Raw genomic sequence first — 25043 nt, 5'->3', positions numbered from 1 at the left:
TCGCGATCTTCGTCGTCTACAGGCTGACCGGACGCCCCCGCGAGGTCCTCGGGGGCAGCGGATCCGCGCCGGGAAACCGCTCCACCTGCCCACAGGGGCAGGACGGGTGCCGACGGGCGGCGACCGTGGTCCGTGCGGAGGCGGCCGTAGGGTGCTCGGCATGAGCATCATCGGGGTTGGTATCGACGTGGCCGAGATCGACCGGTTCGCGGTGTCGCTGGCGCGTACGCCCGGGATGGCCCGACGCCTCTTCCTGGACAGCGAGTTGCTGCTGCCGAGCGGTGAGCGCCGGGGGACCGCCTCCCTCGCCGCCCGCTTCGCCGCGAAGGAGGCCCTGGCGAAGGCGCTGGGCGCACCGGCCGGGCTGCACTGGACGGATGCCGAGGTCTACGTCGAGGACAGCGGGCAGCCTCGGCTCCGGGTGACGGGCACGGTCGCCGCGCGGGCGGCCGAACTGGGCGTCCGCTCCTGGCACGTGTCGTTGAGCCATGACGCGGGGGTGGCTTCGGCGGTGGTGATCGCGGAGGGGTGACGGGGAGCCCGGTCCGCCCGGGTGCGTTCCGTGCCCCTCCCGGGGCAGACTCGACCGCATGCGTACTGCGTACAGCGTGGAGACGGTAAGGGCGGCCGAACGGCGGCTGATGGCAAGACTTCCCGAGGGCGCGCTGATGCAGCGCGCCGCGGCCGGACTGGCCGTCGCCTGCGCCCAGTTGACGGGCCGGGTCTACGGCAGCCGGGTCGCGCTGCTGGTCGGCAGCGGGGACAACGGCGGTGACGCGCTCTACGCCGGGGCACGGCTGGCCCGGCGCGGGGCGGCCGTCACGGCGGTGCTGCTCGCGCCCGACCGCACCCACGCGCGCGGGCTCGCGGCGCTGCTCCGCGCGGGCGGTCGTACCGTGTCGCCGGACGCCGCCGAGGAGCCGGTCCTGCGCGCCGATCTCGTCCTCGACGGGATCGTCGGGATCGGCGGCCGTGGCGGCCTGCGGCCGGACGCCGCGCGGCTCGCGACCCTCGCCGGGGACTCCCGGGGTGTCGTCGTCGCCGTAGATCTCCCGAGCGGTGTCGAGGCGGACACGGGCGAGGTGCGGGGCGCCGCGGTCCGGGCCGACCTCACCGTCACCTTCGGCACGCACAAGCCGGGGCTGCTGATCGACCCCGCGCGCGAGTACGCCGGTTCCGTACGGCTCGTCGACATCGGACTCGGCGCCGAACTGCCCGCCGAACCCGAGCTGGAGGCCCTGCAGCACGCGGACGTGGCGGCGCTGCTGCCCGTGCCGGACGCCGAGAGCGACAAGTACCGGCGTGGGGTGGTGGGCATCGCCGCCGGGTCCGGGCGCTACCCGGGCGCGGCCGTGCTCGCCGTCGCCGGGGCGCTGCGGGGCGGCGCGGGGGCCGTACGGTACGTCGGTCCGGCCGCGGACGCGGTGATCGCGCGGTTCCCGGAGGTCCTGGTGTCGGACCGGGGGCCGTACAAGGCGGGGCGGGTGCAGGCGTGGGTCGTCGGGCCGGGGGCGGGCGACGACGCGGCGACCGTGGCGGAGGTGGTGACGTCCGACGTGCCGGTGCTCATCGACGCGGACGGGCTGCGGCTGGCGGATCCGGACGCCGTACGGGCGCGTATGGCGCCGACGCTGATGACCCCCCACGCGGGGGAGGCCGCCGCGCTGCTCGGGGTACCGCGCGCGGAGGTCGAGGCGGCCCGGCTCACGTCGGTGCGGGAGTTGGCGCGGCGGTACGGGGCGACCGTGCTGCTCAAGGGCTCGACGACGTTGGTCGCCGACTCCGGGGGCGGTGCGGTGCGGGTCAATCCGACGGGCACGGGCTGGCTGGCCACGGCGGGCAGCGGGGACGTGCTGTCGGGGCTCGCGGGCTCGTTGCTGGCGGCGGGGCTGCCGGCGTTCGACGCGGGCAGCGTGGGGGCGTATCTGCACGGTCTTGCGGGGCGGCTGGCGGCGGACGGGGCGCCGGTGGGGGCGCACGACGTGGCGGAGGCGGTCCGGACTGCGTGGCGGGACGTACAGGACTGACACGTTCCCGCACCTGCGGCGCCCCGCTCGTCAATAAGGGTGACCCCTCCGCGCGGCACCCGCTCCCCGCCGGAGTGCCGCGTTTCTCTGATCGCATGATCAGTACACGAATCGCGCACAGAAGCATCGCGGTGCTGCTCACCGCGGTGATCGCCCTCCCCGTAGGGACCGGTACCGCCTGGGCCGACGGGCCGGTGCCTGCGCCCGGGCCCGGCGAGACCGAGCTCGTGCCGGGCGTGCCCCCGGGGCCGTATCAGCCCTGGCAGATCGACACGCCCGACCAGGCCCTCGTACCGAAGGTGTACCCGCCGACCGCAGAGGAGGACCGGGTCGAGCCGAGGGACCCGGCGGCGGGGACGTACGCGCTCGTCGAGTACGTGCCGATCGGGGACGCCGTGGCGAAGGTCTCCTGCAGCAAGCAGACCGGGCCCTACCAGCGGGGCGTGGAGCGGTGGTTGAGACTGAAGGTGGACGGTCGGCAGTCGGCCGCCGACTGCAAGGCCATCAAGACCTTCCAGAAGAAGCAGGGCATCAAGCCCGCGATCGGCTTCGCCGGACCCGTGACCTGGGCGCGCATGCAACTCCTCGCCGCGAAGAAGAACCCGAACGCGGCCCGGAAGTGCCCCGTCCGCTCGTACCGCGTCGCCTGTGTCGATCTCGACCGGCAGCTCACCTGGGTGCAGAAGGGCAAGAAGGTCGTCTTCGGACCGGTGCCGATGCGCAGCGGACGCACCGGGAACGTCACCCGGGGCGGCTGGCACAAGATCTACTGGAAGCACAAGAACCACTGGTCGACGCTCTACAACAGCCCGATGCCGTATGCCCAGTTCTTCGACGGCGGCATCGCCTTCCACGCCGTCTACGGCAGCATCTACACCACCACCGGCTCCTGGGGCTGTGTCAACCTCCGGCTGTCCGACGCCCGCAAACTGTGGAACGTCCTCAAGAAGGGCGACCGCGTGTATGTGTGGGGCCACCGGCCCGGAAACTAGGCGGGCCTGCGGGCTTGTCAGTCGCCTCTGAGAGACTGGGGGCGTCATGAACGAGACAGCACCTGCGCCGACCGCGCCCCTGCGTGCCCGCGCCGAGATCGACCTGGGCGCCCTGCGGGCCAATGTGCGGACCCTGCGCGCCCTCGCGCCGGGCGCCGCCCTCATGGCCGTCGTGAAGTCCGACGCGTACGGCCACGGCGCCGTGCCCTGCGCCCGCGCGGCCGTCGAGGCGGGGGCGACCTGGCTCGGTACGGCCACCCCCGAGGAGGCCCTCGACCTGCGGGCCCGCGCCGGGCTGCCGGACGGAGTGCGGATCATGTGCTGGCTGTGGACGCCCGGCGGGCCGTGGCGCGACGCCATCGAGGCCGACCTCGACATGTCGCTCAGCGACATGTGGGCGCTGCGGGAGGTCGTGGCGGCCGCCCGCGAAGCCGGTCTCCCCGCGCGCGTGCAGCTCAAGGCCGACACCGGACTCGGGCGCAACGGCTGCCAGCCCGGCGACGACTGGGCCGAGCTCGTCGGCGAGGCCCTGCGCGCGGAGGCCGAGGGGCTGCTCCGCGTCACCGGCCTCTGGTCGCACTTCGCCTGCGCCGACGAACCCGGGCACCCCTCCGTCGACGCCCAACTCGCCCTCTTCCGCGTCATGGTTGCGTACGCGGAGGGCCAGGGCGTACGGCCCGAGGTCCGCCATATCGCCAACTCGCCCGCCACCCTCACCCGCCCCGACTCCCACTTCGACCTCGTCCGCACCGGCATCGCCGTCTACGGCGTCTCGCCCATCCCCGAGCAGGGCTCCTCGGCCGACTTCGGGCTGCGGCCGGTGATGACCCTGAAGGCGTCGGTCGCCCTGGTGAAGCAGGTACCGGGCGGGCACGGCGTCAGCTATGGCCATCACTACGTCACTCCGGGCACGACGACCCTCGGCCTCATCCCCGTCGGCTACGCGGACGGCATCCCCCGGCACGCCTCCGGCACCGGCCCGGTGCTGGTCGGCGGCAAATGGCGCACGGTCGCGGGCCGGGTCGCCATGGACCAGTTCGTCGTGGACCTTGGAGGGGACGAGCCGGAGCCCGGGGCGGAGGCGGTCCTCTTCGGCCCCGGCGACCGCGGCGAGCCCACCGCCGAGGACTGGGCACAGGCAGCCGGCACCATCGCCTACGAGATCGTCACCCGCATCGGATCGCGCGTTCCCCGCGTCTACGTCAATGAGGATGTCCCCGTGGAGGACGAGGTCGCCCTCGTCGATGGGGTCGTCCCCGGGTATGAGGCAGACGACGCAGCGCAGGTCCGGGACGGGAAGAGGAGCGGGACGTGAGCGAGAGCAGTGCGGAGGCGGTCGCCGCGGTCGCCTCCGCCGCCACGGGGGCGGCCGGCAACTGGCGCAAGGTGACCGGCATCGCGGGCGCCGCGATAGGTGTGATCGCCGCCGGTGCCGCGGCCGGTGTCGCCATAGAGCGGATGACCGTCGGGCGTGGGATGCGCGAGCGGGCCCGGCTGGCGCTCGACTCCACCGGGCCGTACGGCTCGCTGCGCGGCACCCCCGGCACGGTCCAGGCCGACGACGGCACAGAGCTGTACTACGAGGTCGACGACATCGAGCCGGACGTCGTCGTCACGCCCAAGCGGCGGCGGCTCTTCGGGCGCAAGGCACCCGCTCCCGTCACCGTCGTCTTCAGTCACGGCTACTGCCTCAACCAGGACTCCTGGCACTTCCAGCGGGCGGCTCTGCGCGGGGTCGTGCGGACGGTGCACTGGGACCAGCGCAGCCACGGCCGTTCCGCGCGCGGGGTCGCGCAGCTGGAAGACGACATGCCGCTCACCATCGACCAGTTGGGCCGCGACCTGAAGGCCGTGCTCGACGCGGCCGTGCCCGAGGGGTCGATCGTGCTCGTCGGGCACTCCATGGGCGGCATGACGATGATGGCACTGGCCGACCAGTACCCGGAGCTGATCCGCGACCGGGTCGTCGCCACCGCCTTCGTCGGTACGTCCTCCGGGCGGCTCGGCGAGGTCAACTTCGGCCTGCCCGTCGCCGGCGTCAACGCGGTACGGCGAGTGCTGCCCGGCGTGCTGAAGGCGCTCGGTCAGCAGGCCGCGCTGGTGGAGCGGGGGCGGCGGGCCACCGCCGATCTGTTCGCCGGGATCATCAAGCGGTACTCGTTCGCCTCGCGGGACGTCGATCCGGCGGTCGCGCGGTTCGCCGAGCGGATGATCGAGGGCACGCCCATCGACGTCGTCGCCGAGTTCTACCCGGCCTTCACCGACCACGACAAGACCGCGGCCCTCACCCACTTCAAGGACATGCCGGTGCTCGTGCTCGCCGGGATCGGCGACCTCGTCACGCCCAGTGAGCACAGCGAGGCCATCGCCGACCTGCTGCCGGACGCCGAGCTGGTGCTCGTGCCGGACGCCGGGCACCTGGTCATGCTGGAGCACCCGGAAGTGGTCACCGACCGCCTCGCCGACCTGCTCACCCGCGCGGGTGCCGTGCCCGCAGGGGCTACCGTAAGTGGCTATGGAAGCACCAGCAGCACCGCACGACGCGGCTGAGCCCCTGTCCGTCTCGATCACCGTCAACTCCCCCGAGCAGATGCGGGAGTTGGGACGCCGCCTGGCCAAGCTGCTGCGCGCGGGCGACCTCGTGATGCTCACCGGGGAGCTCGGCGCCGGCAAGACGACACTGACCCGGGGACTGGGGGAGGGGCTCGGCGTGCGCGGCGCGGTCACCTCGCCGACGTTCGTCATCGCCCGCGTGCACCCCTCGCTCGGCGACGGGCCGCCGCTGGTCCACGTCGACGCGTATCGCCTGAGCGGCGGGCTCGACGACATGGAGGACCTCGACCTCGACGTCTCGCTGCCCGAATCGGTGATCGTCGTGGAGTGGGGCGAGGGCAAGGTCGAGGAGCTGACCGACGACCGGCTGTCGGTCGTCATCCACCGGGCGGTCGGAGACACCACGGACGAGGTACGGCACGTCACCGTCACCGGGCTCGGCGAGCGCTGGGCCGCGGTCGAACTGGGAGTGCTCGGCGCCTGAACGGGCGGTGCGGGGCGTGTGGGTTCCGACAAGGTGTCGGCAAGATGTTGCGTTCGGGGTCTCGCGCGTGGTCACATGGTATCCAGTTCATAGTTAGGTCTACCTAACTACGTCTGCCCCCAGGTCCCAGGAGGCGTCCATGTCGGCTTCGTCGGCTTCAGAGAACCAGGACCGCCCGCAGCCGTACGCGTTCGCCGGGGTGTCCATGCGCGAGCTGCTGGCGGCCGGTGAGGCGGCGAAGGCGATCTCGACCCCACCGCGCGCCCCGGAGCCGGTGGAGACCACGACCGAGCAGCGCAAAGCCGCGTAGTCCTTCGTCTGCGGGCCGGTGGGGGCTGGTCGCGCCCGCGCGGCGGAGCCGCAAATCGATACAGCCCCGCGCCCCTGCGGGGGCGCGACCCCAACCAGCGGATACAGACGTCTAGCGGATCACCACGACCGACTGCCCGATCGTCGCGAACTCCCACATCGCCGTGCCGTCCTCGACCGACTCGCGGATGCCGCCGGACTTCACGGTGGGGTCGGGTTCCTGGGTCGCGCCGCTGACCGCCGCGCTGAAGCCGATCGCGATCCCGCCCGTGCCGGCGAAGCGGACGACGTGCTGGACGGGGGTGCCGTCGGTGCCGGTGACCGCCTTCGAGCGGGACGTGACCCAGTAGGAGCCCAGGGTCGGATCCACCGTCCCGGGGGTGACCTTGAACGTCCGGTTGACCTTGTTGTTCTCGGCGACCAGCCATACCCGGTCGTCGTCCAGCGAGTACACGACCCGCTCGCCCTTGCCGGAGCCCGCGGGCAGCGCGGCGGGGTTCTTCCGGTCGCGGGGCGCCTTCGAGGTGGCCACCGCCGGCGGGGCGCTCGCACGGGCCGTACTGCCCAGCCCGGCCGGGACGCTCGCCGACGCCTGATAGGTGAGGAAACCGACCGTGGCGACGGCCGCCACAGTGAGCCCGGCCACGATTCCCGAGCTGCTGCCGGCCATCGGCGCCCACCTCCGTGTCTTGTATGTCCAGTAAGTGTGGTGACTGTAGGTGACGGTAGCAGTCGGGCCGGGCCGACCGGGGCGGCCGTGCCCGGGGCGCCGGAGCCGTAGGCTGTTTGCGTGCTCTTGCTCGCTCTGGATACCGCCACCCCCGCAGTCACCGTCGCCCTGCACGACGGCGAGGCCGTCATCGCCTCGTCGAGTCAGGTGGACGCGCGCCGCCACGGTGAGCTGCTGCTCCCGGCCGTCGACCGTGTGCTCGCCGGCGCGGGGCTCAAGCTCGACGCCGTCACGGGAATCGTCGTGGGCATCGGCCCCGGCCCCTACACCGGACTGCGCGTCGGCCTGATGACCGCCGACACCTTCGGGCTCGCGCTCGGCGTGCCCGTGCACGGTGTGTGCACGCTGGACGGCCTCGCCTACGCCGCCGACCTCGACGGCCCCTTCGTCGTGGCCACCGACGCGCGTCGCAAGGAGGTCTACTGGGCCCGCTACGCCGACTCCCGCACCCGGGTCACCGACCCGGCCGTGGACCGGCCCGCCGACCTCGCCGACCAGGTCGTGGGACTGCCCGCCGTCGGCGCGGGCGCCCTGCTCTACCCGGACACCTTCCCGTCCGCCCACGAGCCCGAGCACGTGTCCGCCGCCGCACTCGCCTCGCTGGCCGCCGAGAGACTGGCGGCGGGCGTCGAACTCCCCGCGCCCCGGCCGCTCTACCTGCGCCGCCCCGACGCCCAGGTCCCCAAGAACTACAAGGTGGTCACCCCCAAGTGACCGAATCCACGAGCCTTCGACTGCGCGAGATGCGCTGGTGGGACATCGACCCCGTGCTCGAACTGGAGAAGGACCTCTTCCCCGAGGACGCCTGGTCCCGGGGCATGTTCTGGTCCGAACTGGCACACGCGCGCGGCGCCGAGGCGACCCGCCGGTACCTGGTGGCCGAGGTGACCGGTGAACAGTACGAGGGCGGTGTCCGGGTCATCGGCTACGCGGGCGTCGCCACCACCGGCGACCAGGCCGACATCCAGACCATCGCCGTAGCCCGCGACCACTGGGGAACCGGCCTCGGCGCCACCCTCCTCACCGAACTCCTCAGCGCGGCAAGCGAGTTCGAGTGCGCCGAGGTCATGCTCGAATGCCGCGTCGACAACGTCCGCGCGCAGAAACTCTACGAGCGCTTCGGCTTCGCGCCCATCGGCTTCCGGCGCGGCTACTACCAGCCGGGCAACGTCGACGCCCTGGTGATGCGCCTGACCGACCCCTCAACTTCCGTACAAGGAACCGAGATCAATGGCTGACGAACCCCTCGTCCTCGGCATCGAGACCTCCTGCGACGAGACCGGCGTCGGCATCGTCCGCGGCCACACCCTGCTCGCGGACGCGGTCGCGTCCAGCGTCGACGAACACGCCCGCTTCGGCGGGGTCGTACCGGAGGTGGCCTCCCGCGCCCACCTGGAGGCGATGGTCCCCACGATCCAGCGCGCCCTGAAGGACGCGGGCGTCAGCGCGAGCGACCTCGACGGCATCGCGGTCACGGCGGGCCCCGGACTCGCGGGCGCGCTCCTGGTAGGCGTCTCGGCGGCCAAGGCGTACGCCTACGCGCTGGGCAAGCCTCTTTACGGCGTAAACCACTTGGCCTCGCACATCTGCGTCGACCAGCTCGAACACGGCGCGCTGCCGGAACCGACCATGGCCCTGCTGGTGTCCGGCGGCCACTCCTCCCTCCTCCTCTCCTCGGACATCACCTCGGACGTACGGCCGCTGGGCGCGACGATCGACGACGCGGCGGGCGAGGCCTTCGACAAGATCGCCCGCGTGCTGAACCTCGGCTTCCCGGGCGGGCCGGTCATCGACCGGTACGCGAAGGAGGGTGACCCCACGGCGATCACGTTCCCGCGCGGACTGACCGGGCCGCGCGACCCGGCGTACGACTTCTCCTTCTCCGGGCTGAAGACGTCCGTGGCCCGCTGGATCGAGGCGAAGCGGGCGGCCGGGGAGGACGTGCCGGTGCGCGATGTGTCGGCGTCCTTCCAGGAGGCGGTCGTCGACGTGCTCACCCGCAAGGCCGTACGGGCCTGCAAGGACGAGGGCGTCGACCACCTGATGATCGGCGGCGGAGTCGCCGCGAACTCCCGCCTGCGGGCCCTGGCGGCGGAGCGCTGCGAGGCGGCCGGCATCAGCCTCCGCGTCCCGCGCCCGAAGCTGTGCACGGACAACGGCGCGATGGTCGCCGCCCTCGGCGCGGAGATGGTGGCCCGTGACCGGGCCCCCTCGGACTGGGACCTCTCGGCGGACTCGTCCCTCCCGGTGACCGATCCCCATGTGCCGGGGCGTGGTCACGATCATGTGCACGAGGTCAGCAAGGAGAACCTGTACTCGTGACGGTCGCACTGATGTGGGAGGCGCGGGCGGCCGAGGGGCGGGGGGCCGAACTGCTCGCCTGGGCGCGGGCGCAACGGTTGCCGGCCGAGCCTCTGCGCCGGGAGTTCCTCCGCGCCCCCCAGGACCGCGTCCTCGTCATCACGTGGTGGGACGCGGACTACGACACCGAGTTGCCCGAACTTCCCGAGCCGGAGGGGGAGTTGGTCATGCGGGCGGTGCACCGGTGGCGGTTCGAGTCGGTGGAGCTTGTCGGGCGGGCAAGCTCCTCGCCTCGGCCGGTCTGAACCGCACCCGGTCCTCATCCCTGGGCCTGTACCTCCGTCTCGCACAACAGCCGCCGGTCCGTGCCCAGTACGCGTTCCGGCCCCGTCAGCGTCACTCGTGCCGTATGCCGTACCTCCGCGCTGGACGCAGCCAACCTCAGTTCCAGCGCGCCCGGTTCAACCACCCGGCGCCCCGAGCGGTCGGTGAACGCCGACAGGTCCGGGTGGAAGTGGAAGGTCACCCGGGACGCCTCTCCCGGGCCCAACTCCAGCCGCTGGTAACCGATCAGGCGGACGTCCGGGCGGGTCACCGAAGCCACCGGGTCGTGCAGGTACAGCTGGACGATCTCGGCACCCGCCCGGTCGCCGGTGTTGCGGACGGTGAGTGTCAGGTCGTAGGAGCCGTTCGTGTCGATCTCCGACTCCCTTGGTTCGGCGGGCTCCCACGCGAACGTCGTGTAGGAGCGGCCGTGGCCGAAGGCGTACAGCGGGGTCGGGTCGAGGCTGCTGACCTCGTCGGCCAGGCCCAAGGGGGGTTGCAGATACGTCCACGGCTGGCCGCCCGGCACGTGCGGGACGCTCACCGGGAGGCGGCCGGACGGGTTGACGCGGCCCGACAGCACTCCCGCCACCGCCGGGCCGCCCTCCTCCCCCGGGAAGAACGCCTGGACCACCGCACCCAGCCGGCCGTGCCAACGGCCCAGCGCGTACGGGCGGCCGGTGAGCAGGACCAGTACCACCGGGACGCCCGTCGACACGAGCGCGTCCAGCAAGTCGGCCTGGACGCCGGGCAGTCGGAGGTCCGCGACATCGCAGCCCTCACCCGACGTGCCGCGCCCGAACAGGCCGGCCCGGTCGCCCAGCACCGCCACGCACACATCCGCCTCGGACGCTCGCGCGACCGCCTCCTCGAAACCGGTCGTGTCCGGCCCGGACACATCACACCCCTCCGCGAACGTCACCTTGGCGACCGGGAGTTCGGCCCGCAGCGACTCCAGCAGAGTGGGGATCTCGATGCCCATCGGCACCTCGGGATGGTGGACACCCACGTGGGACGGGAAGGAGTAGCAGCCGAGCATCGCCAGCGCGTCTGCCGCCCTGGGGCCCACCACCGCGATCCGGGCATCCGGGGCGAGCGGCAGCAGACCGTCCGGGTTGTCCAGCAACACCACTGACTTCTCCGCCAGTTGGCGGGCCAGCGCGCGGTTCGCCACCGAGTCGAGGTCGATCCGGCCGGTCGGCTCCGGCGCCCAGTCCTCGTCCAGCAGCCCCAACTCGCACTTCTGCAGCAGCACTCGGCGCGCCGCCCGCTCGATCAGCGACTCCGGTACGTCCCCCGCCCGCACCGCCTCCACCAACGGCTTCCCGTAGCACTTCAGCGTCGGCAGCTCCACGTCGATCCCCGCCGCCAGCGCCGCGTGGGCCGCCTCCGCCGGGCTGCCCGCCACCCGGTGCAGCGTCTCCAGGAAACCGATGCCGAAGTAGTCGGCGACCACCGTCCCCGTGAACTGCCAGTCCTCCCGCAGGAGTTGGGTCAACAGCGCCGGGTCCGCCGACGCCGGTACGCCGTCCGTCTCGTTGTACGCCGCCATCACCGACCGCGCGCCGCCCTCCCGCAGCGCCATCTCGAACGGCGGCAGTACCACGTCCGCGAACTCCCGCACCCCTGCCCGCACCGGCGCCAGATTCCGCGCCCCCACCGAGGACGCGTACCCCGCGAAGTGCTTCAGCGTCGCGACCACCCCGGCCGACTCGAGACCCCGCACATAGGCGGCACCGATGGTCCCCACCAGATACGGGTCCTCCCCGATCGTCTCCTCCACCCGCCCCCACCGCGGATCCCGTACGACGTCCAGGACCGGGGCGAGTCCCTGGTGGACGCCGGCCGCGCGCAGGTCGGCGCCGATGTGCCGGGCCATCTCCTCGACCAGCGCCGGGTCGAAGCTCGCGCCCCAGGCCAGCGGCACCGGGTACGCCGTCGCACCCCAGGCCGTGAACCCGGCGAGGCACTCCTCGTGGGCGACGGCCGGAATGCCGAAGCGGCCGGCCGCGGCGATCCGGCGCTGCGCGCGGGCCAGCGCCTGCGCACCCAACTCCGGGTCCACCGGGGCCGTACCGAAGGAACGGGTGAGCTGTCCCAGGCCCTGGGTGATCAGCTCGCCCCAGTCGTAGTCGGAGGTCATCTCCCGCTGCAGCGGGGCGACTCCGTCGCCGTCCGTGTCGGCACCCACCCAAACGCCGTACAGCTGGGCGGACTTCTCCTCCAGGGTCATCCGGGCGAGCAGGTCGTCGACGCGGGCGGCGGCGGGCAGTGCGGGGTCGCGCCAGGGGGCGGTGGTCATGAAACTCCTGTCGGAAAAGGTGAGTTGGGGAGATTCACTTGCCGCCCACGCCCATCAGGCCGCCGACCAGGGCGCGCCGGGCCACCAGGTAGACAGCAAAGATCGGGATGCCGGAGAGGACGACCGAGGCGAGCAGTGCGGGGATGTTCACGCCGAACTGGCTTACGTAGTTGAAGAGTCCGAGGGTGAGGACCCGGGGCCCGTCGGACTGGGTGAAGATCAGCGGGAAGAGGAAGCCGTTCCAGGCCTGGAGCGCCGTGTAGATGACGACGGTGCTGATACCGCCCTTGGTCAGCGGGATGACCAGCTGGAACAGCATCCGGGTCGCCGAGGCGCCGTCGAGCGCCATCGCCTCGTACAGGTCCTCCGAGATGTCCCGCAGGGTGCCGGTCAGCACCAGCACGGAGACCGGCATCGCGAAGGCCGCGGTGGGGAGGATCACCGCCAACAGGCTGTCGTAGAGGTTGAGTTTGGCGATCATCAGGTACAGGGGGACCACGACGGCTTGGGCCGGGATCGCCACTCCGAGCAGGAACAGGCGGAAGGCCGCGCTCGACCAGACCGTGCGGGTGCGTACGGCCACGTAGGCGAGCGGCACGCACAGGACCAGGACGATGCATACGACCGCCGCCGCCACCAGCGCCGTGTTGGCGAGGAAGTGGCCGAAGCCGTTGTGCAGGACGGTGTTGTAGTTGGCGAGGGTCGGATCGGTGGGCGGCTTCAGCGCGTTGTTGCCGAGGGCCTTGTCCTGGCGGGTGAGCGAGGCCGAGATCATCGCGTAGATGGGGACGATGACGACCGCGAGCCAGAGGAGGGAGCCGAGGCCGGCGAGGGGGTTGGGGCGTCGGGTCCAGTGCCGGCGCCTTCGGGGCCGCTGCTCTTCCACGGGTTCCTCTGTCGTCTTCACCGGACGCGGCAAGGTGTCGTGTGACACTCCGTCACATCCCTTCGCGGGTACTGCGCATGGCGCCGAAACCGGTGAGCCGGACCAGGACGAGGGACAGCGCGGTGGCGGCCACGACCAGGAAGGTCGCGATCGCGCTCGCGTAGCCGAAGTCGTAGCTCTTGAAGCCGGCCTCGTACATCAGGTACGGCAGGATCGCCGTGTCCGTGCCGGGGCCGCCCTGGGTGAGGATCAGGACGGTCTCGAAGTAGGTGAGCGAGCCGACGATCATCAGCACGCCGGAGGTCGTGGCCGTGTTGCGGAGCTGGGGCAGCGTGATCGAGAAGAACTGGCGGTAGCGCCCGGCACCGTCGATTGCCGCCGCCTGGTAGAGGACTTCGGGGATCTGGCGGGCCCCGCCCTGGTAGATCAGCGTGTGGAAGGGGATGAACTGCCAGCCCCCGACGAACACGATCGCGAGGAACGCGCCACTGGTCGAGCCCAGCGTGTCCTGGTGGATGACGCCGAAGTTCGGGTCGAGCAACGCGTAGAAGAGCAGCGCGATCGCCGTCGAGGACAGCAGGAACGGCACGAAGAAGATCGCGGAGAGGACTGCCCGGTTGCGCTGCCGCCCCGCCGCCCACACGCCGAGCAGGAGCGACACGACCGTCTGGAAGGCCCAGCTGGTCACCGTCAACAGGACGGTGACGGTGAGGGATTGGGTGAGCCGGTCGTCGTGCAGCAGCTTCTGCCAGTTGGCGAGCCCGACGGGCTTCGGGTCGCCGAGCCCGTTCCAGGTGGTGAAGGAGAGATAGACGGCGAGGACCATAGGGGCGACAGCGAAGAAAACGAAGAACAAAACCCCGGGCACAGCCCAGACGCCGTGAGGTGAAGCGCCCCTGTAGGGGCGCGGGGAACTGCGCGACCAGCCACGACGCACCGGCACCCGACGAACCACCCCCGCCGCGGAGCGACTACTCACTTCAGCCCCTTCAGCGCGGACACGAACTCAGCCGGCGAACTCTTCCCCACGAACAGCTTGTTGATCTCCGTCAGCATCGGGGTGGACACATCCGGATCCACCGCCTGATCCCAGCTCAACGTGAACGCCGGTGCTTGCTGCACCAGTTGGTACTGGAACTTGGCGAACTCGGGGTTGGGGGAGGAGTCGAGGAGCTTCTCCGCGTTCGATGTGGTCGGGATGTCCCCGTTGGCGACGAGGTCCTTCGCGTACGCCTCCGACGCGCAGTCCCGCAGAAACGCGATCGCCGCGTCCTTGTTGCCCGTACGGGCGTTCACGGACCAGTAGTTGGTGGGGTTGCCGACGACGTTGCGGATGTCGCCCGCCCCGCCCTCGTACTTCGGGAACGCGGACCACCCCAGGTTCGTCTTGGCGAAGTCGGGGAACTTGCCGAGCTGCGTCGAGTACTCCCACGAGCCCATCAGATGCATCGCCGCCTTGCCCTTGGCGAAGACCGCGGGCGCGCCGCCGTTGACGTACGACACGGAGCTGAACCCCTTGCCGAAGGCGCCGTCGTCGATGAGTTGCTTCACTGTCTCGGCGGCCTTGAGGACGGCGGGGTCGCCCCAGCCGGAGGCGTCGCCGTTCTTGATGCGGTCGAAGACTTCGGGTCCGCCGATCCGGTCGACCAGATACTCCAGCCACATCAGCTCGGGCCAGATGTCGGCGCCGCCGAGCGCGAACGGCGTGATGTTCGCCGCCTTCAGCTTCTTGTTGATGTCGAGCAACTCGGCCCAGGTGGTGGGCGGTTGGAGTTTCTGCGCGGCGAAGACCGACTTGTTGTAGAAGAGGATCACCGGCTGCATGCCGCGCATCGGTATGCCGTAGTTCTTGCCCTTGAGCGCGCCCGCCGCGAGTACCGAGGGCAGGAAGCCGCTGCTCAGGACAGGGTCGGACTTGATGGTGTCGGTGAGGTCGACCAGCTGGTTGGCCTCCTGGTAGGCCTTGATGGAGCCGCCGCCCCAGTTGAAGAAGACGTCGGGCGCGTTCGGCGAGCCCATCGCGGTGCGCAGCTTGGCCGGGTAGTCGGTGCCGGGCACCTTCTCCAGCTTGATCTTGCCCTTGGCCTTCTTCGCCGCCGCCGACGCGTTGAACCGGGTGACCGCCTTGACCTGCACCTTCGTCGCGTCGTCCCCGTAGACGAAGGCGGTGACCGTACTGCTGCTGCCGGTGCTGTCACTGGAGCCGCAGGCCGTGAGTCCGGTGGTGAGCAGGGTGGTGGCACCGGCGCCGAGGAACCAGCGCCTGCTGTAGGACTCCATAGGACGGCCTTTCACGAATGTTTCGGTAAGGGCTACGAATGTTCCGGGAACGTATGGCGAGACAGAAGCTTCGTCAAGAGGTCGCGCAGGGATACGATCGCGGACATGAAACCTTCGAAAGCCGTAGAAACGCAGACCGCGACGCTCGCCGAGATCGCCCGCGAGGCCGGAGTCTCGGCTCCGACTGTTTCGAAGGTCCTCAACGGCCGTGCCGATGTCGCCCCCGCGACCCGCACCCGCGTCGAGGACCTGCTCCGCGTCTACGGCTACCGGCGCCGCCGCGCCGAGGCGACCCGCTCCCCGCTGATCGACCTGGTCTTCCACGAGTTGGAGAGCGCCTGGGCGCTGGAGGTCATCCGGGGCGTGGAGAACGTGGCGCGGGACGCCGGGCTGAGCGTGGTGCTGAGCGAGAGCGCGGGGCGACTGACACCCGGCCGGACCTGGGCCGACCAGGTCGCCGCCCGCCGCCCGCACGGCGTGGTCCTCGTCCTGTCCGGGCTCGACGAGTCCCAGCGGGCGCTGCTGACCAGCCGTTCCATCCCGTTCGTGGTGATGGACCCGGCCGGGGACCCAGGCGCCGACGTGCCGTCGATCGGCGCGACGAACTGGCAGGGCGGGCTCGCCGCCACCCGGCACCTCGTCGAACTCGGCCACACCCGGATCGGCGCGATCAGCGGACCCTCCCGGATGATGTGCAGCCGCGCCCGCGTCGACGGATACCGGGCCGCGCTGGAGACGGCCGGGCTGCCGGTCGACGGCTCGCTGATCGTCACCGGCGACTTCCACCACGAGGCCGGCTACCGCCTGGGCCTCGACCTGCTGCGCCGCCCCGACCGGCCCACCGCCGTCTTCGCCGGCAACGACCTCCAGGCCCTCGGCCTGTACGAGGCCGCGCGTGAACTGGGGCTGCGCATCCCGGAGGACCTGAGCGTGGTCGGCTTCGACGACCTCCCGGTCGCCCGCTGGGTCGGCCCGCCGCTGACGACCGTACGACAGCCCCTCACCGAGATGGCCGAGGCGGCGGCGAAGCTGGTGCTCGACCTCGCGCGCGAGCCGGAGTCCTCGGCGGCGCGGCGGGTGGAACTGGCCACGAGCCTGGTGGTGCGCAGCAGTACGGCGGCGCCCGCGGCCTCGGAGCGGTGACCCGCGTGAGCGGTGACCCGCGTGGCCGGAAGGTGACGTATTGACGAGTGGGGTGAGCCGCCCCACACTCCTCCGAAGCCAATCGGTTGCACAACCGAAACTTTCGGAGGCACCCGCATGAGATCTCTGAGAACCGGCTTGCCCCTGGCGGCCCTGGTCACCGGCGCCGCCCTGCTCCTCAGCGCACCCGCCGCGCACGCCGCCGACACCCCGCTGCGCGACCTCGCCGCCGCGAAGGGCAAAGTCGTCGGCACCGCGGTCACCGGCTCCGAACTCACCGGCGGCTACGGCGACATCGCGGGCGCGCAGTTCAGTTCGCTCACCCCCGGCAACGCCATGAAGTGGGGAACCGTAGAGCCCACGCAGGGCAGCTTCGACTGGACCGAGGCCGACCAGATCGTCGCCTTCGCGCAGGCCCACAACCAGCAGGTGCGCGGCCACACCCTGGTCTGGCACAGCCAGAACCCGAGCTGGCTGACCAACGGCACCTGGACCTCCGCCCAGCTCGGCAGCCTGCTGCAGAACCACATCAGCACCGAAGTCGGCCGCTACAAGGGCGAGATCGCCGCCTGGGACGTGGTCAACGAACCCTTCAACGAGGACGGCACCTACCGCTCGACGCTCTGGTACACCGGCCTCGGCGCCAACTACATAGCGCAGGCGCTGACTTGGGCCCACGCGGCCGACCCGGCGGCCAAGCTGTACATCAACGACTACAACGTCGAGGGCGTCAACGCGAAGTCCACCGCTCTCTACAACCTGGTCAAGTCCCTTAGGGCGGCGGGCGTTCCGATCGACGGCGTCGGCCTCCAGGCCCACCTGATCCTCGGCCAGGTCCCGGCCACTCTCCAGCAGAACATCCAGCGCTTCGCCGACCTGGGCGTGGACGTGGCGATCACCGAACTCGACGTACGCATGGCACTCCCGGCGGACGCCACCAAACTCGCCCAGCAGAAGGCCGACTTCAAGAGCGTGGTCGCCGCCTGCGTCGCCGTCACGCGCTGCGTGAACGTCACCGTCTGGGGCTTCACCGACGCCGACTCCTGGGTGCCGGGCACCTTCCCGGGCTACGGGGCGGCGACACCGTACGACGAGAACTACGCGCCGAAACCGGCGTACTACGGCGTCGCGGAGGCACTCGGCGGTACGACCACGACCCCGCCGACCGGCGCGTGCTCGGCGACGTACGGCGTGACCAGCCAGTGGAACACCGGATTCACCGGGCAGGTGACGATCGCCTGCACCGGCACCGCGCTGTCGTCCTGGAGAGCGAGCTGGACGTACGGCGCCGGCCAGCAGCTCACGCAGGCCTGGAACGCCACGTGCACCCAGTCGGGGGCGGCCGTGACCTGCACGAACGCGAGCTACAACGGCACGGTCCCGGACGGCGGTTCGGTGACGTTCGGGTTCAACGCGTCCTGGAGCGGAAGCAACCCGGTACCGGTGGTGACCCTGGGATGAGGGAGGCGGGGAGCGTGAAGCGGGACTGAGAACCGTGAGATTTTCCGCAGAAAACCGTCCCGGGACGCTTCCCCTAACTTTCTCCTAATAATTCGGACTTACGTTCCTCCCCGTGACGGACAACGAGAACGCCGACGGGGACAGACGAGTGGGCCGGCGGTCGAGGGCGCTGAAGATCGCCGGCCTCACTCTGGCGGGCGCCCTCGTCCTGGGCGTCGCCACGGCGGGCTGGGCCTACTGGCACCTCAACAACAACATCAAGAGCGTCGACATCGACAGCGCGCTCGGCGCCAACCGCCCCGCGAAGGCGGTGACCACACCCTCGGCGTCCGCCTCCGCGTCCGCCGCCCCCGTGCCGACCGGCTCGGTGAACATCCTGGTCCTCGGCTCGGACTCGCGCAGCGGCAAGGCGAACCAGTCGCTCGGCGGCGGCGACAGCTCCGGCGCCCGCTCCGACACGGCGATGGTCGTCCACATCGACGCGGGCCGTAAGAAGGCCACGATCGTCAGCATCCCGCGCGACACCCTCGTCACCCGCCCGTCCTGCCCGCTGAAGTCGGGAGGCTCGACCTCCGTGGCGTACCACGCGATGTTCAACAGCGCGTACTCGGTGGGCGGCCCGGTCTGCGCGGTCAAGACGGTCGAGTCGATCACGGACGTCCGGATGGACCACTACATAGAGATCGACTTCGCGGGCTTCGCGAAGCTGGTCAACGCGCTGGGCGGCGTCACTGTGACGACCACCGAGGACATCGACGACGACTACAGCCACCTGCACCTGAAGAAGGGCACCCACCACCTCAACGGCAAGCAGGCGCTGGCCCTCGCCCGCACCCGGCACGGCATAGGCGACGGCAGCGACCTCGGCCGAATAGGCCTCCAACAGATGCTGGTGAAGGCGCTGTTGACCCAGATCTCCTCCCACGACCTCCTCACCGACCCCACCAAGCTCTACGAGGTCACCGACGCGATCACCGACAGCCTCACCACCGACACCGGCCTCGACTCCCTGAGCGAACTGATCAGCCTCGGCCAGAGCCTGAAGGGCCTGTCGGCGGACGCGGTCAAGACGATCACGATGCCGGTGGTCACGGCCCCGTCCGATCCGAACCGGGTGATCGCCAAGGAGCCGGCGGCGAGCGAGTTGTGGGAGTCGTTGGGTTGAGGGGTGGGCGTCAGAGGGATCCGGGGGCCGGATGGCCGTTCTTCGGGTGTGGAGGCCTGGACGAGGGACGGGCGGGGCGATGTGACGGCTGATCCGGGGTGACAGACGGCCTGTCCTCGAGTGGAGAGACGTGAGCGGAGGGGCTCTCCTGGAGATCTCTGAGCGGTGGGGCCGCCCCAGGTTTGAGGGAGGACTCGTAGGCCGCGACGGCCCGGGCGACTTCGGCCGCACATCGTTGCAGCCGCTGCTTGTTGATGTTCGCCACCGCCTCGCCGAGCATCTTGGTGACGTCGTTCGCCATGGAGACGGGTGACGGTCCCAGCAGATACTGAGCGATCTTGACGGCAGCCTCGATGTCCTTGCCGCTGCCGCGGGCCGTGACACTGGCTCCCTTGCGCGCCCATGCCTCGGGGCCCGCCTCCCGCAAGGAGACATATGAGGCGACCTCGAAGGCGAGGGCTACGGCCTTCTCGCCGGCGTGGACTCTGCTCGCGCCGGGAGGGGTTTCGCTCTGCCCCGGGGGCCCGCTGAAGACCTCTTGGAGAGTTTCGGGGGCGAAGTGCTGCGAACGCAGCTCCACCGTCAGGGCGTGGACCTCCGTGAGCAGCCAGTTCCGGATGGCGTCCTGCGCGGCCGACCTCAGCGCCCTCCGGCGCGGGTTCCTGTCGACGGATCGCTTCGTGTACGTGACAGAGGGTCTCGTGGTGCCCGTGCCGACCCCGTCGCCCCGTGCCGCGTCGGCGACCCGCACGAGGTTCTCAAGGACCTCGCGGACCTTGACGGGCAGCGCCTCGGAGTCGTCCCGGGAATCGGTGGCCTCCTTGACGGAGAGCCTCAGCCGTCGGATCGGCTCCGCAAGCGTCGCGCCGGTGCCGGACGAATCCGGACTGGCTGAGACCATCGTGGACTCCCCCTTCGAGCGACACCCGGTTACTCGAACGTACCCAGAGCCGGGCAGCCTGGACAGTGCGCGTGCGAAATGCGAGCTGACCTGCGGAAACAGAGTGCCGGAAAAATTCTTCGGGGAATTCCGGCGAGTGTGTCGATGCGGCGGCCCCTCGTTCGACGCATGGTTGAAAGGCCGGGAAGGACCCGGTCACCATCAGTCCCGAGGAGTCACCATGCCCCGCTATCTCTCCCTCGTGCAGATCGACGAGAAGACCGCCCCCGCCGAGGGCCCGAGCCCCGAACTGATGCAGCGGATGGGCGAGTTGATCGAGGAGATCACCAAGGCCGGAGTGATGCTCGACACCGCCGGCCTCACGCCGACCGCGCAGGGCGCGCGGGTCCACTGGGAGGGCGGGAAGATCTCCGTCACCGACGGCCCCTTCACCGAGTCCAAGGAGGTCGTCGGCGGCTACGCCCTCATGCAGTGCAAGGACATGGCCGAGGCGATCGAGTGGACCAAGCGGTTCCTGAAGGTGCACGAGGAGTTCTGGACGGTCACGTGCGAGGTGCGGGAGATCGCGGAGGGCTGAGGATTCCTGGGCTTTCTTTTGCCTGAGGTCGCACAGGTGAGGTGATGTTGCATGGTGGGCTTTGAAACCTCCCCCGCCAACGCGGGGCATTCCTGGCTCAGGCTGCCTCCTGGAGCAGCGCTCCAGGAGGTCTTGCGCCCTCGACACCAGCCGGGTTGAGACCAGCCCGGACGAGCATCACGCGCGCGGAGTTCTTGTCCCTGGGGGACATGGCTCCGCACACGGTGCAGGTGTAGGTACGTTCCGAAAGAGGAAGTGCGTGCTTGGTTCTCGCTCCGCACTGCGCGCAGTCCATGGTGGTGTGCGCGGGGTTCACGAGACGGACGTCCCGCCCGTGCTTACGGCCCATCTCCAACAAGGCCGCCTTGGTGGCACCGATCGCCGCGTCGGCGGCTTTGCGGGCCATGCTGGTTCTGGCGAGGAACTTTGGCCGGAAATCCTCGACCGCGATCACGTCGTGGTTGGTCACGACGCCCTTGGCCCACTTACGGGCGGTGTCCTGCCGCTGACGGGCCACCTTCCTGTATGCCTTCGCCCGCAGCTTCTTCGCTTCGCGGTAGCCCTTCGAGCCGGATTGGCCCTTCTTGGGCTTCCTGCGGGCCATCATCCGGTCGTAGCGCGACAGCTTCGCTTGGGCCTTTTGGCCGTGCTGGGCATGGGGCAGGTCGTGGGCGTCGGATGTGGTGGTCGCGGTCTCCTTCACGCCCCAATCGATACCGATCGCCGCGCCGGTGGTGGGCAGGGGTTCGGCCTGGGCAGGGACGACGAAGGAGGCATACCAGTGGCCGAGACTGTCTTGGCAGATCCGTACCGAGGACGGGTCAGCGGGCAGGTCCCGCGACCACACCACGTTCAGTGCGATCCCGCCCGCCAGGTGTAGGCGCCCGTCCTTCAGCCGGAAGCCGCGTTGGGTGTAGTTCAGGCTCGGGAGGACTTCGCGTTTCTTCTTGTGCTTCGGCATCCCGGCCCGCCGCCTCTGCGGCAGACGGTCCCTGATGTCCTTCTGCGCCTTCGAGCGGGACCTGCCGAAGTTGCGGATGATCTGCTGCTGCGGCACCGAGCTGCCCTCGCGAAGCCACGGCGTTGCCTTCCTGGCCTCGGTCAGCATCTTGTCGAGCTGGGCCGGACCGCAGGTCACCTTTTCCCTGCTGGCCTTGTTGTACGCGTGCACGGCCTTGGACTTGGCCACGCACTCGTTCCACACCCACCTGCACCGATCCCATTCCGCGCACAGCTGCGTGCCAGCGGTCGACGACACGCGCAGCCGGAAGGTCCACCGGGCGTGCCGAGTGTCTTCCGTCATCTGCGATGCCGTCATGGCTACACAGTAGCTATAGGATGGCTACATGGTCAACTTTAACGTCCGATTCCCGGAAGAACTCCACGGCCGTGTGCGCGCCCAGGCGGCTGCGGACCGGCGGTCCATCAACTCCGAGATCCTGTATCTGATCGAGGTCGGCCTCACCGCCGTCTCGGCGGACGCCGGATCGCCCGGCGGCGATCCGGCCAACCCTGCCCCACGAGGCGGGAAGCCGGATTCTCCCCAGGCCTGAAGGCCGGGGCGTCCTACGGTTTTCAGGTGAACTCCGAATCGCAGCCCACCACCGACCCGCACACCGCCATCGAGACCGTCTTCCGTATCGAGTCCCCGCGGATCATCGCCGCCGTCGCCCGCACGGTCCGCGACGTCGGCATCGCCGAGGAACTGGCCCAGGATGCCCTGGTCGCCGCCCTTGAGCAGTGGCCGAGGGACGGCGTGCCCGACAACCCGGGCGCCTGGCTCATGGCCACCGCCAGGCACCGCGCCGTCGACCTGGTCCGGCGCCGGGAGAACTACGCCCGCAAGCTCCAGGAGATCGGCCGCACCCTGGAGACGACGGCCCCGCCCGAGGAACCGTCGGCCCCCGACGACATCGACGACGACCTCCTGCGCCTGGTCTTCACCACCTGCCACCCGGTCCTGTCCCCGGAGGCCCGCACCGCCCTCACCCTGCGCCTCCTCGGCGGTCTGACCACCCCCGAGATCGCCCGCGCGTTCCTCGCCCCCGAACCGACGATCGCCCAGCGCATCGTCCGCGCCAAACGCACCCTGGCGACGAAGAACGTGGCCTTCGAGGTCCCCTACGGCCCCGACCGCGAGGCCCGCGTCGGCTCCGTCCTCGACGTCATCTACCTCATCTTCAACGAGGGCTACGCGGCTACGGCGGGCGACGACTGGCTCCGCCCCGGCCTGTGCGAGGACGCACTCCGCCTCGCCCGCCTCCTCTCCGGCCTGATGCCGAAGGAACCCGAAGTGCACGCCCTGGCCGCCCTGTTGGAGTTCCAGGCCTCCCGCTCGGCCGCCCGCACCGCCCCGAACGGCGACCCCGTCCTCCTCAGGGACCAGAACCGCCGCCGCTGGAACCGCCTGCTCATCGCCCGCGGCATCACCGCCCTCGGCCGCGCCGACGCCGTGTCCACCGGCGCCCCCGGCCGCTACGCCCTCCAGGCCGCCATCGCCGCCTGCCACGCCCACGCGTACACCTACGACGAGACCGACTGGCCGACGATCGCGACCCTCTACGGCCTCCTCGCCACCCGATCCCCGTCCCCCGTGGTCGAGTTGAACCGGGCGGTGGCCGTCTCGATGGCGGACGGCCCGGCCCCCGCCCTGGAGATCATCGACACCCTCGCCGCCGAACCCGCCCTGCGCGACTACCACTTGCTGCCCAGCGTCCGCGGCGACCTGCTGTTGCGCCTCGGTCGTACGACGGAGGCGAAGGCGGAGTTCGTACGGGCGGCTTCACTGGCACGCAACGAACGCGAACGCCAACTCCTGCTGCGCAGGGCCGAAGAGGCGGATTAGGGCCTGCTCAGGTCCGGGTGGACTGGTCGGAGTCGGCCGCGACGGTCTTGCCCGCGGCTCCTGACCGGGTGACGTCGTCGACCGCCACACAGATGCCGAAGACGCGGTCGTGGCCGGTCCAGCCGTTGACGCGGCCACGGTTGTTGCTGATCTGCACCCGCTTGCCGGCGAGGTCCACCGACGACACCAGGTGCAGGTAGACCGTCCCTGCGACACGGGCGAGGACGATGTCTCCGACCTCCAGCTTCGACGGGTCGACCGGAGCGACGACCACCCGCTGCCGACTGCGTATCAGCGGGACCATCGAGGAGCCGCTGGGCCGGAACGTCACGGTGGCCCCACCGGCGACCCTGCCTGCCACTGCGTCCAATGCACCCATCCGACGAGCGTGGCAGATCCCTCTGCGTCACCCCACCGATTTACTGCGCGGTGCTCCGTACCCCGTGCTCCAACAGCGAGGTGAACGTTGCCTGATGCGCACTAGACCGGCCGTCCGATCAGCATCGTCGGCGCCCCCGCCACCCGAGTCAGAAACACCGTCGCCGAGTTGGGCCCCTGAGGCTTCACCTTCCGCCGCAACTCCTCCGGCTCGACGGCCGACCCCCGCTTCTTCACGGTGAGTACGCCGACCTCCCGTTCCCGCAGCAGTGCCTTCAACTTCTTGACTCCGAAGGGGAGTTGATCGGTGATCTCGTAGGCGGAGGCGTACGGGGTCGGCCGTAGCTCATCCGCCGTTACGTACGCGATGGTCGCGTCGACGAGGCCACCCCCCACCTTCTCCGCGACCTCGGCGACGAGGTGGGCGCGGATGACGGCGCCGTCGGGCTCGTACAAGTACCGCCCCACGGAACGGACTTCGGGGTCGGGCAGTCCGCGGCCGTGCAGAACTCGTGGGCCGGGGAGGAGAGTTGCCCGTACGGCACCCGGCCGCACCCCCGCCCCGAACCACAGCACCGCCTCCTTCACATCCCCGCCGTCCGAGATCCACTCCGCCTCGGCCGTCGCCGGGATCGCCTCGTGCGGCACTCCGGGCGCGATCTTCAGCGCGGCGAGCGGGGCCGTCGTAGCGGCGCCGACGGCCCAGGACAGCGGGGGCGAGTACGCCTCGGGGTCGAAGATGCGGCCCCGGCCGCCCCGGCGCGCGGGGTCGACGAACACGGCGTCGTACGCGGAGGTGTCCACGTCCGTGACATCCGCCTCGCGCACCTCGATCAGGTCGGCCAGGCCCAGCGCCTCCGCGTTCGCCCGGGCCACGGCGGCCGTCAGCGGGTCGCGGTCCACGGCCAGCACGCGCACCCCCGCCCGTGCCAGCGCGATCGCGTCGCCGCCGATTCCGCAGCACAGGTCGGCGACGGAGGTCACGCCCAGTTCGCGAAGGCGCCCCGCGCGGTAGGTGGCGACCGTCGCCCGGGTGGACTGTTCGAAACCGTTCGGGGTGAAGAACATCCGGTCGGCGTCCTCAGGCGCGAACTTCGCCACCGCCGCCCGCTGTCGCAGCCGGGCCTGGCCGAGGGCCGCCGAGACGAGGTCGGCGGGGTGCTCGCGGCGCAGCCGGGTCGCGACGGCGAGTTCCTTGGCCGGGTCGGTGCCGCGGACCTCGTCGAGGAGGGCACGGCCCTCGGGGGTGAGCAGGGCGGCGAAGGCGAGTACGGGGTCGTTCACCGGGACATTGTGGGCCAGTCGGTGGACGGTGTGCCTCCGGTGGCGGTGTGTTGGCGGTGTCGGCACGGGATCGGGGCCGGGGCCTGAAAGGATCCGACGTC

Annotated in this window: 26 protein-coding genes; 17 read left to right on the top strand and 9 right to left on the bottom strand. The window is 70.8% G+C overall.

Annotated elements, in window-relative coordinates:
* Positions 1–160 precede the first annotated feature (160 nt).
* The 7 genes from OH768_RS20840 to OH768_RS20810 all read left to right on the top strand — a co-directional run bounded on the left by OH768_RS20840 (position 161) and on the right by OH768_RS20810 (position 6366).
* Positions 161–532: a holo-ACP synthase gene (locus OH768_RS20840; RefSeq protein ID WP_406455741.1), complete on the top strand. Its 372-nt coding sequence runs from the start codon at positions 161–163 to the stop codon at positions 530–532.
* Positions 533–590: 58 nt separating this feature from the next.
* Positions 591–2027 carry an NAD(P)H-hydrate dehydratase gene (locus tag OH768_RS20835; protein ID WP_406455739.1) on the top strand — a complete coding sequence of 479 codons (1437 nt, stop codon included), beginning with the start codon at positions 591–593 and terminating at the stop codon, positions 2025–2027.
* 95 nt (positions 2028–2122) lie between these two features.
* Positions 2123–3019: a L,D-transpeptidase family protein gene (locus tag OH768_RS20830; protein WP_406455737.1), complete on the top strand. Its 897-nt coding sequence runs from the start codon at positions 2123–2125 to the stop codon at positions 3017–3019.
* Between the two features lie 46 nt (positions 3020–3065).
* On the top strand, positions 3066–4334 hold the full coding sequence (alr, locus tag OH768_RS20825) for an alanine racemase (protein WP_406455735.1): 1269 nt from the start codon (positions 3066–3068) through the stop codon (positions 4332–4334).
* Positions 4331–5569 carry an alpha/beta fold hydrolase gene (locus OH768_RS20820; protein WP_406455733.1) on the top strand — a complete coding sequence of 413 codons (1239 nt, stop codon included), beginning with the start codon at positions 4331–4333 and terminating at the stop codon, positions 5567–5569. Before alr ends, OH768_RS20820 begins: the two co-directional genes overlap by 4 nt.
* Positions 5535–6056 (top strand): tRNA (adenosine(37)-N6)-threonylcarbamoyltransferase complex ATPase subunit type 1 TsaE, encoded by a 522-nt coding sequence (gene tsaE, locus OH768_RS20815; protein ID WP_406455731.1) that lies wholly within the window; start codon positions 5535–5537, stop codon positions 6054–6056. Before OH768_RS20820 ends, tsaE begins: the two co-directional genes overlap by 35 nt.
* A 139-nt stretch (positions 6057–6195) precedes the next feature.
* On the top strand, positions 6196–6366 hold the full coding sequence (locus OH768_RS20810; RefSeq protein WP_406455729.1) for a hypothetical protein: 171 nt from the start codon (positions 6196–6198) through the stop codon (positions 6364–6366).
* Between the two features lie 111 nt (positions 6367–6477).
* Here the strand turns inward: OH768_RS20810 and OH768_RS20805 are convergent, their stop codons facing one another.
* Entirely contained in the window at positions 6478–7035 is a 558-nt protein-coding gene (locus OH768_RS20805; RefSeq protein ID WP_406455727.1) for a hypothetical protein, read from the bottom strand.
* Positions 7036–7155: 120 nt separating this feature from the next.
* On the opposite strand from OH768_RS20805, the gene tsaB reads away from it, so the two are divergent.
* Genes tsaB through OH768_RS20785 form a run of 4 tightly spaced genes read left to right on the top strand, consistent with a single transcriptional unit; the run spans position 7156 to position 9701 of the window.
* The gene (gene tsaB / locus OH768_RS20800) at positions 7156–7809 is read left to right on the top strand and encodes a tRNA (adenosine(37)-N6)-threonylcarbamoyltransferase complex dimerization subunit type 1 TsaB (protein WP_406455725.1); all 654 of its coding nucleotides are present in this window, start codon (positions 7156–7158) and stop codon (positions 7807–7809) included.
* A gap of 29 nt (positions 7810–7838) precedes the next feature.
* Positions 7839–8333: a ribosomal protein S18-alanine N-acetyltransferase gene (rimI, locus tag OH768_RS20795; protein WP_406465373.1), complete on the top strand. Its 495-nt coding sequence runs from the start codon at positions 7839–7841 to the stop codon at positions 8331–8333.
* Positions 8326–9417 (top strand): tRNA (adenosine(37)-N6)-threonylcarbamoyltransferase complex transferase subunit TsaD, encoded by a 1092-nt coding sequence (gene tsaD / locus OH768_RS20790; RefSeq protein ID WP_406455723.1) that lies wholly within the window; start codon positions 8326–8328, stop codon positions 9415–9417. The genes rimI and tsaD overlap by 8 nt, the downstream gene beginning before the upstream one ends.
* Positions 9414–9701, top strand: coding sequence for a hypothetical protein (locus OH768_RS20785; RefSeq protein WP_406455721.1), 288 nt, complete (start codon positions 9414–9416; stop codon positions 9699–9701). The genes tsaD and OH768_RS20785 overlap by 4 nt, the downstream gene beginning before the upstream one ends.
* 14 nt (positions 9702–9715) lie before the next feature.
* On the opposite strand, the gene OH768_RS20780 is transcribed toward OH768_RS20785, so the two are convergent.
* From OH768_RS20780 to OH768_RS20765, 4 genes are read right to left on the bottom strand one after another with little or no spacing between them, the layout of a single operon-like run.
* Positions 9716–12022: a glycoside hydrolase family 3 N-terminal domain-containing protein gene (locus OH768_RS20780; protein WP_406455719.1), complete on the bottom strand. Its 2307-nt coding sequence runs from the start codon at positions 12020–12022 to the stop codon at positions 9716–9718.
* 34 nt (positions 12023–12056) lie between these two features.
* On the bottom strand, positions 12057–12956 hold the full coding sequence (locus tag OH768_RS20775) for a carbohydrate ABC transporter permease (RefSeq protein ID WP_406455717.1): 900 nt from the start codon (positions 12954–12956) through the stop codon (positions 12057–12059).
* 4 nt (positions 12957–12960) lie between these two features.
* The gene (locus OH768_RS20770; protein ID WP_406465372.1) at positions 12961–13845 is read right to left on the bottom strand and encodes a carbohydrate ABC transporter permease; all 885 of its coding nucleotides are present in this window, start codon (positions 13843–13845) and stop codon (positions 12961–12963) included.
* A 38-nt stretch (positions 13846–13883) separates the two neighbouring features.
* Positions 13884–15188 carry an ABC transporter substrate-binding protein gene (locus tag OH768_RS20765; RefSeq protein ID WP_406465371.1) on the bottom strand — a complete coding sequence of 435 codons (1305 nt, stop codon included), beginning with the start codon at positions 15186–15188 and terminating at the stop codon, positions 13884–13886.
* Between the two features lie 105 nt (positions 15189–15293).
* Between OH768_RS20765 and OH768_RS20760 the strand changes: the two genes are divergently transcribed.
* From OH768_RS20760 to OH768_RS20750, 3 genes are all read left to right on the top strand, one after another.
* Positions 15294–16331, top strand: coding sequence for a LacI family DNA-binding transcriptional regulator (locus tag OH768_RS20760; RefSeq protein WP_406455715.1), 1038 nt, complete (start codon positions 15294–15296; stop codon positions 16329–16331).
* A 117-nt stretch (positions 16332–16448) separates the two neighbouring features.
* A complete protein-coding gene (locus OH768_RS20755; protein ID WP_406455713.1) occupies positions 16449–17792 on the top strand; it encodes an endo-1,4-beta-xylanase in 1344 nt (447 codons plus the stop codon).
* Between the two features lie 112 nt (positions 17793–17904).
* Positions 17905–18957, top strand: a complete 1053-nt coding sequence (locus tag OH768_RS20750; RefSeq protein WP_406455711.1) for an LCP family protein — start codon at positions 17905–17907, stop codon at positions 18955–18957.
* Positions 18958–18967: 10 nt separating this feature from the next.
* Here OH768_RS20750 and OH768_RS20745 read toward each other — a convergent pair whose 3' ends face one another.
* Complete coding sequence (locus OH768_RS20745) at positions 18968–19858, bottom strand: hypothetical protein (protein ID WP_406455709.1); 891 nt, start codon at positions 19856–19858, stop codon at positions 18968–18970.
* A 220-nt stretch (positions 19859–20078) separates the two neighbouring features.
* Between OH768_RS20745 and OH768_RS20740 the strand changes: the two genes are divergently transcribed.
* Positions 20079–20435: a YciI family protein gene (locus OH768_RS20740; RefSeq protein ID WP_043676922.1), complete on the top strand. Its 357-nt coding sequence runs from the start codon at positions 20079–20081 to the stop codon at positions 20433–20435.
* Between the two features lie 97 nt (positions 20436–20532).
* Here the strand turns inward: OH768_RS20740 and OH768_RS20735 are convergent, their stop codons facing one another.
* Positions 20533–21753 carry an RNA-guided endonuclease InsQ/TnpB family protein gene (locus OH768_RS20735; RefSeq protein ID WP_406455707.1) on the bottom strand — a complete coding sequence of 407 codons (1221 nt, stop codon included), beginning with the start codon at positions 21751–21753 and terminating at the stop codon, positions 20533–20535.
* Between the two features lie 28 nt (positions 21754–21781).
* Here OH768_RS20735 and OH768_RS20730 point away from each other — a divergent pair, with 28 nt between their 5' ends.
* Positions 21782–21988, top strand: coding sequence for a TA system antitoxin ParD family protein (locus tag OH768_RS20730; protein WP_406455705.1), 207 nt, complete (start codon positions 21782–21784; stop codon positions 21986–21988).
* Between the two features lie 26 nt (positions 21989–22014).
* Positions 22015–23280: an RNA polymerase sigma factor gene (locus OH768_RS20725; RefSeq protein ID WP_406455703.1), complete on the top strand. Its 1266-nt coding sequence runs from the start codon at positions 22015–22017 to the stop codon at positions 23278–23280.
* Between the two features lie 7 nt (positions 23281–23287).
* On the opposite strand, the gene OH768_RS20720 is transcribed toward OH768_RS20725, so the two are convergent.
* A complete protein-coding gene (locus tag OH768_RS20720) occupies positions 23288–23659 on the bottom strand; it encodes a S24/S26 family peptidase (RefSeq protein ID WP_406455701.1) in 372 nt (123 codons plus the stop codon).
* Between the two features lie 101 nt (positions 23660–23760).
* The gene (locus OH768_RS20715; RefSeq protein ID WP_406455699.1) at positions 23761–24942 is read right to left on the bottom strand and encodes a THUMP-like domain-containing protein; all 1182 of its coding nucleotides are present in this window, start codon (positions 24940–24942) and stop codon (positions 23761–23763) included.
* Between the last annotated feature and the right edge of the window lie 101 nt (positions 24943–25043).

The organism is Streptomyces sp. NBC_01622 (assembly GCF_045209635.1).
GTDB lineage: Bacteria > Actinomycetota > Actinomycetes > Streptomycetales > Streptomycetaceae > Streptomyces.
Note: the sequence above shows the minus strand (reverse complement) of the source record. Positions and strands in the feature narration are given on the sequence as shown.

What these genes read in the sequence shown, in the direction of transcription:
- OH768_RS20840 (WP_406455741.1), top strand. Translation starts at nt 161, where the DNA reads ATGAGCATCATCGGGGTTGGTATCGACGTGGCCGAGATCGACCGGTTC.
- OH768_RS20835 (WP_406455739.1), top strand. Translation starts at nt 591, where the DNA reads ATGCGTACTGCGTACAGCGTGGAGACGGTAAGGGCGGCCGAACGGCGG.
- OH768_RS20830 (WP_406455737.1), top strand. Translation starts at nt 2,123, where the DNA reads ATGATCAGTACACGAATCGCGCACAGAAGCATCGCGGTGCTGCTCACC.
- alr (WP_406455735.1), top strand. Translation starts at nt 3,066, where the DNA reads ATGAACGAGACAGCACCTGCGCCGACCGCGCCCCTGCGTGCCCGCGCC.
- tsaE (WP_406455731.1), top strand. Translation starts at nt 5,535, where the DNA reads ATGGAAGCACCAGCAGCACCGCACGACGCGGCTGAGCCCCTGTCCGTC.
- OH768_RS20810 (WP_406455729.1), top strand. Translation starts at nt 6,196, where the DNA reads ATGTCGGCTTCGTCGGCTTCAGAGAACCAGGACCGCCCGCAGCCGTAC.
- OH768_RS20805 (WP_406455727.1), bottom strand. Translation starts at nt 7,035, where the DNA reads ATGGCCGGCAGCAGCTCGGGAATCGTGGCCGGGCTCACTGTGGCGGCC.
- rimI (WP_406465373.1), top strand. Translation starts at nt 7,839, where the DNA reads ATGCGCTGGTGGGACATCGACCCCGTGCTCGAACTGGAGAAGGACCTC.
- tsaD (WP_406455723.1), top strand. Translation starts at nt 8,326, where the DNA reads ATGGCTGACGAACCCCTCGTCCTCGGCATCGAGACCTCCTGCGACGAG.
- OH768_RS20780 (WP_406455719.1), bottom strand. Translation starts at nt 12,022, where the DNA reads ATGACCACCGCCCCCTGGCGCGACCCCGCACTGCCCGCCGCCGCCCGC.
- OH768_RS20765 (WP_406465371.1), bottom strand. Translation starts at nt 15,188, where the DNA reads ATGGAGTCCTACAGCAGGCGCTGGTTCCTCGGCGCCGGTGCCACCACC.
- OH768_RS20760 (WP_406455715.1), top strand. Translation starts at nt 15,294, where the DNA reads ATGAAACCTTCGAAAGCCGTAGAAACGCAGACCGCGACGCTCGCCGAG.
- OH768_RS20755 (WP_406455713.1), top strand. Translation starts at nt 16,449, where the DNA reads ATGAGATCTCTGAGAACCGGCTTGCCCCTGGCGGCCCTGGTCACCGGC.
- OH768_RS20745 (WP_406455709.1), bottom strand. Translation starts at nt 19,858, where the DNA reads ATGGTCTCAGCCAGTCCGGATTCGTCCGGCACCGGCGCGACGCTTGCG.
- OH768_RS20740 (WP_043676922.1), top strand. Translation starts at nt 20,079, where the DNA reads ATGCCCCGCTATCTCTCCCTCGTGCAGATCGACGAGAAGACCGCCCCC.
- OH768_RS20735 (WP_406455707.1), bottom strand. Translation starts at nt 21,753, where the DNA reads ATGACGGCATCGCAGATGACGGAAGACACTCGGCACGCCCGGTGGACC.
- OH768_RS20730 (WP_406455705.1), top strand. Translation starts at nt 21,782, where the DNA reads ATGGTCAACTTTAACGTCCGATTCCCGGAAGAACTCCACGGCCGTGTG.
- OH768_RS20720 (WP_406455701.1), bottom strand. Translation starts at nt 23,659, where the DNA reads ATGGGTGCATTGGACGCAGTGGCAGGCAGGGTCGCCGGTGGGGCCACC.